This window comes from Clostridia bacterium (genome assembly GCA_034926675.1).
GTDB lineage: Bacteria > Bacillota > DTU025 > DTU025 > DTU025 > JAYFQW01.
Window position 1 is genome coordinate 1 of record JAYFQW010000021.1, and the last position, 4351, is coordinate 4351.

Below are 4351 nucleotides of genomic sequence, written 5' to 3' on the forward strand. Positions count from 1 at the left end.
AGTGTCCGTGTTCAACACCGGCGAACACATACCTGAGGAATGTATGGATTCGATCTGGATCAGCTTCTACAAGATCGATAAGGCGCGCACGCGCAGCCACGGAGGCACAGGGCTGGGCTTAAGCATCGTGAAAGCAGTCCAGAAGGCTCACGGCAACGAGTGCGGGTGCGAGAACGTCGACGGTGGAGTTGTGTTCTGGTTCGATGTCGACCTCGCGTAGATCCTTCAATTTCATCAGAATAGGTGTGATACGAGATGCACAAACACGCGGGAATCGAGGCAGTAGAGTCCATGTTCAGGGCACATCACAGCGATCGCCATTTCTCCGGCGCCTACACGACTGTGGGCGACCTTGACCTGTTCATCCCCGCGCTTCTGGCGAACAAGCTGTTCTCGGACGGACAGCACGCGGATCAGGCCGGCCTGAAGTCTACCATCGGCGAAGCGGCAGGCAAGTCGTAGGCCACTGTGTGATCGAAAGAGATTCGGATGCCCAGCCCGGCCGCGTCTGGCCCAGCTCCGCCCAGCCCCGGGCGGGGTTTTTTTGTGCGCCCGGCATGATTGCTGCCTAGCGGGTGGGAGTCCCCGACTCGCACAGGCCCTATGGAGAATTATTTCGGACCGGCAGGAGTTATATTGTTTATATCAAATATATAGAACAGTGGAACTCTTGCGCAGACTGTCAACAGATCAGATGACTCGCCAGTGATCAGAGTGGAACGGCTTACGTATGATTCGATGGGGAGGCCTGTGGAGTTCACTCGGTCAGTGTACCGAGGTGATCGTCATAAGCTATACGTCTCGATGAACAGAAGCATCTGATGAACTGGGGGAGATCCGCTGGTGTCTCAGAAAAATCGCAGACTCAAGAACAAAGGGGCAAGTATGAGAACTCGGGAGACCTTGGCTGCATGGGGTTTCCTTGCACCGAACATTGCAGTTTGGGCATTGGTGTATGTTTTCGCAGCTGGGGTGGCGGTCTGGCTTAGTTTTCAGGACTGGGACCTTCTGTCGCCGCCCAAGTTCGCAGGCTTCAGCAACTATGTGAAGTTGTTCACGAACGATCCGGATTTCAAGCGTGCGGCAGTGAACACGCTTTACTATGTAGTAGGAATTGTACCGATTGGGACCGTCATCTCTCTATTGCTTGCCATAGTGATGAACCAGGAATTGAAGGGCATAACATTCTTCAGAACGGCATTCTACATGCCTGTTGTCACGTCAACGGTGGCGATATCAGTGGTGTGGGTGTGGATGTTCAACCCAGATCGCGGGCTCTTCAACTACTTTCTGAACCTTGTTGGCGTTCAGAATCCGCCGGGATGGATATACGACACTGTCTGGTCTAAGCCAGCCGTCATAATCGAGAACACATGGCATTACGTGGGCTATTATATGGTCCTATTTCTCGGAGGATTGCAGGGCATACCTGCGCACTTATATGAGGCTGCTGAGGTGGATGGAGCGAGCGGATGGGAGAAGTTCTGGAAGATCACTCTGCCTCTTCTGTCGCCCACAACTTTCCTTGTCGTTATTCTGAGGATTATCGGAGCCTTCCAGATATTCGAAGAGGTGTACGTGATGACTGAAGGGGGACCGTGGGGGTCCACCGAATCACTGGTTTATTTCATATACACCAAGGGATTTCGGTCCTTCAAGATGGGGTATGCATCGGCAGCTGCGATCATCCTATTTGCAGTCATATTCGTCTTCACATTGATTCAATTCAAACTCCAAAAAAACTGGGTCAACTACGAGTAGACGGGGGCGATGCAGATGGCTTCCACGAAACCACGTTCATATAGGTCGCTTAAGGAGACACGACGGCGCATTAACAATACAATCGCCTATGTAATCCTTATAGCTGGTTCCATAGTGATGCTCATACCGTTCGCGTGGACGATCTCGTCGTCCCTCAAGCACCCGAGCAAGCTTCTGACGTTTCCCCCGGAGTGGATACCCAACCCGGTATGGTGGCAAAACTATCGAGATGCGCTTCACGCAGTGCCGCTCATGCGGTTCTGGTTGAACTCCTTCTGCTTTTCTACGGTGATAATGATAATTCAGGTGGCCACGGCTGCGCTGGCAGCTTACGCATTTGCTCGAATGGAGTTCCCCGGGAGGGATGCTCTTTTCCTGGTTTACTTGGGCACGATGATGCTCCCGAGCCAGGTTACTATGATTCCACGATTCCTAATAGTTCGCACCCTTGGGCTTATCGACACTTACTGGGGTGTTGGTCTTCCGATGCTCATCTATGTCCTGGGCACGTTCATCATGAGGCAGTATTTCCTCACGGTTCCATACGAACTTGAGGAAGCGGCGCGAATTGACGGATGCACCCGCTTGCAGAGCTTTTGGAACATCATGGTGCCACTTGCGAAGCCATCGCTGTCGACTGTTGCCGTGTTTTCGTTTAAGAACACATGGAATGAGTTCCTATGGCCCCTGATAGTGCTCAACACGTACGAAAAGTATCCCGTACAGGTGGGTCTTGCGTTCTTCAGAAGCCAAACCAAGACCGAATGGGAACTGCTTCTCGCAGGCACTATTATCTCTGTGATTCCTCTTGTGGTGTTGTTCGCATTCAGCCAGCGTTTTTTGACTCGTGGCATTGCCATGACCGGCATGGGTGGCCGATAACGAGTCCAGATCTGACGGAGTGTTTCCAGCCCGTGTCACGCAACAGAGATCGTGAGTCGTTTTGGAGGTGGTGAACGGAAGACTTGGGTGCAACGGGTCTGAGTGGTAGGACTGATCTTATGCACAAGTCAAGAGGAGGGGGACTATCTATGAAGAAGAGAGTCTGGAGTATCGTTCTCATTGCCGCGACGATCTTGGCTGTTTTCGGTGTCGGCGCTTCCGCTGCTAAGACCAAGATCGACGTGATGTTTTGGTGGGACATCGACAATCCTTCCTTGGTTGAGATGAAGAAGCAGTTCAACGCGAAGTACCCCGACATCGAAGTCAACTACATCAATGTTCCTTCTAAAGAGTTCTACGACAAGCTCCTCACGATGATCGTTGGCGGTAAGGCGCCAGACGTTGCCATGCTGGGCATGGATAAGCTGGCCACCTTTGCTAGCAAGGGCGCTCTGACTGACCTGACGAAGTACATGGAGACACAGTACCCCGTCACAGATCTGTTTGATACAGTGAAGCCTTCATTGATGTACAAGGGCAAGTACTATGCACTTCCGCGTGACGTGACAACCAACGTGTTGTACTACAACAAGAAGATATTCCGCGAGCATGGAGTGGCGTATCCTAAGGCCGGTTGGACCTGGGATGATTTCCTCGCTGCTGCCAAGAAGACCACCCATTTTGGGCCTGATGGCAAGGCGGAGCACTTCGGATTCAACTACGAGAGCTATGCGGACAGCTTCATTCACTGGATGTGGCAGAACGGCGGCGACTTCCTGAACGCTGACTATACCAAGTCGGCGCTGAGCAACAAGGAATCCGTCGAGGCGCTGCAGTTCCTGGTGGACCTCCGTCTGAAGTATCATGTGTGCCCCACCATTCCTGAAGCCCAGTCCCTTGGCAGGGAAGAGGATCTGTTCAGGACTGGAAGGCTCGCCATGTACATTGGCGGTGTATCCCGAACTCAGAAATTCGCTGCCCAGGCTGACCTGGATTGGGACGTTGTGCCTAACCCAGTCGGCAAGAAGGGGCCAGCAAGCCGCATTTGGACTAACCTGTGGATCGTTCCTCGCGGGACTAAGAACCTGGACGCAGCCTGGAAGTTCGTATCCTTCGTGGGCGGACCCGAGGGTCAGCGCATCGCGGCCAAGACCAACATGGGCATTCCTGCTCTGAAGAGCATCGCAAGTGAGCCTGACTTCCTCAGCCAGGCGCCAGATCATCGGCAGTACTTCCTTGATGCGTTCAAGTATGGAAAGGTGTTCCCAATCTTCCCTGAGGGTCAGGAGTATTGGGATATCGTGGTCAAGCGCGAGCTTGAGCCAGTATGGCTTGGACAGCGTTCACCTGCTGAGGCTGCAGCGGCAATCGACAAGATCGCAAACGATACCCTGTTCAAGTAGTCCTGTTATGTGAAACTAGAGCGGGGGCGCAGCCTTATGGCGGCGCCCCTCCATGTGCGCCCGGCATGATCGTTGTCTAAGGGGTGAAAGTCCCCGATGGTGGAGCAGCAGTAGCCATAGCTTAAGGCAAGGGTGTCCGCCATACTTGCATGTCCACTGGGCCGAGCTCAAGCAATCGCTGCTCAGTGGGACCTACAGGCCAAGCCCTGTACGCCGGCACGAAATCCCGAAGCCGGGCGGAGGCGTAAGACTTCTGGGGATACCCACCGCATTGGACCGTTTCATTCAGCAAGCTGTTCTACAGG

The 4351-nt window shown here is 53.4% G+C and carries 5 protein-coding genes and 1 pseudogene; all 6 read left to right on the forward strand.

Annotated elements, in window-relative coordinates; all coding sequences use genetic code 11:
* The coding region (locus tag VB144_06535) for an ATP-binding protein (GenBank protein MEA4883300.1) at window positions 1-220 on the forward strand (220 nt) is incomplete at its 5' end.
* A 35-nt stretch (window positions 221-255) separates the two neighbouring features.
* Entirely contained in the window at window positions 256-462 is a 207-nt protein-coding gene (locus tag VB144_06540; GenBank protein MEA4883301.1) for a hypothetical protein, read from the forward strand.
* 381 nt (window positions 463-843) lie between these two features.
* Window positions 844-1761 (forward strand): sugar ABC transporter permease, encoded by a 918-nt coding sequence (locus tag VB144_06545; GenBank protein MEA4883302.1) that lies wholly within the window; start codon window positions 844-846, stop codon window positions 1759-1761.
* Window positions 1762-1776: 15 nt separating this feature from the next.
* Window positions 1777-2643, forward strand: coding sequence for a carbohydrate ABC transporter permease (locus VB144_06550; GenBank protein MEA4883303.1), 867 nt, complete (start codon window positions 1777-1779; stop codon window positions 2641-2643).
* Window positions 2644-2792: 149 nt separating this feature from the next.
* Complete coding sequence (locus tag VB144_06555; protein ID MEA4883304.1) at window positions 2793-4046, forward strand: sugar ABC transporter substrate-binding protein; 1254 nt, start codon at window positions 2793-2795, stop codon at window positions 4044-4046.
* Window positions 4047-4188: 142 nt separating this feature from the next.
* A pseudogene (locus VB144_06560) lies at window positions 4189-4351 on the forward strand (group II intron reverse transcriptase/maturase).